Here is a 616-nt window from a genome sequence, read left to right as displayed (position 1 = left end):
CGATACTGCTGCGGGGTGATTTCCCGCGCCTCATCTTGGCTGCGAGGCCATTGAAAACTTCCGTTTTCCAAGCGTTTATATAGCAGCAAAAATCCGTCACCCTCCCAGTAAAGGGCTTTGAGCCGATCTCGACGTCTCCCGCAGAAGAGAAACAGGATATTTTGAAACGGGTCCAGTTGGTAGTGCTGACTGACCATGGCCGTGAGGCCATCGATGGACTTGCGCATATCGGTTTGGCCGCAGGCGATGAAGATCCGAACATCGGCCGGAAACTGCACCTTCATTCCCATCGCCCCATGACAGTTAAGAGGGCACTCAGTGTTCCCGGGTCTGCGCCATTGCAGATCTCCAACTCCCTTCCTTGGAATCGGATCACGGCACAGACTCCCGTTTGTGCCGTAGATCCTCCACTGAACTTAGGCGTAATCTCAGCAAAGCAGTGCTGGCTTGTGACCGCCAGGGTACCGGCTTTGACCAGTGAATCCTGACGGATTACCCGGCTCCAGTAGAAGAGGCTTGGAGCAGAGATCTGATTCAATTCACACCATTTCCGTACGGCCAATCCGCTATTGCGCTGCTCCTTGATGATCTCCATCCATTTCGCCTTCAATAGTTC

2 protein-coding genes are annotated in these 616 nt (G+C 53.6%); both read right to left on the bottom strand.

Annotated elements, in window-relative coordinates:
- Positions 1–284, bottom strand: a 284-nt coding sequence (gene tnpB, locus KCG48_RS14605) for an IS66 family insertion sequence element accessory protein TnpB (RefSeq protein ID WP_211802904.1), incomplete at its 3' end; no start/stop codon positions are given.
- Positions 281–616 (bottom strand): IS66 family insertion sequence element accessory protein TnpA (gene tnpA, locus KCG48_RS14600; protein ID WP_211802903.1); only part of this gene is annotated, 336 nt, incomplete at its 5' end. The genes tnpA and tnpB, both read right to left, overlap by 4 nt.

The sequence above is a fragment of the Proteiniclasticum sediminis genome, assembly GCF_018128025.1.
Taxonomy (GTDB): Bacteria; Bacillota; Clostridia; order Clostridiales; family Clostridiaceae; genus Proteiniclasticum; species Proteiniclasticum sediminis.
The sequence above is the reverse complement of the archived record's forward strand: the minus strand, read 5'-3'. Positions and strand labels throughout refer to the sequence as shown.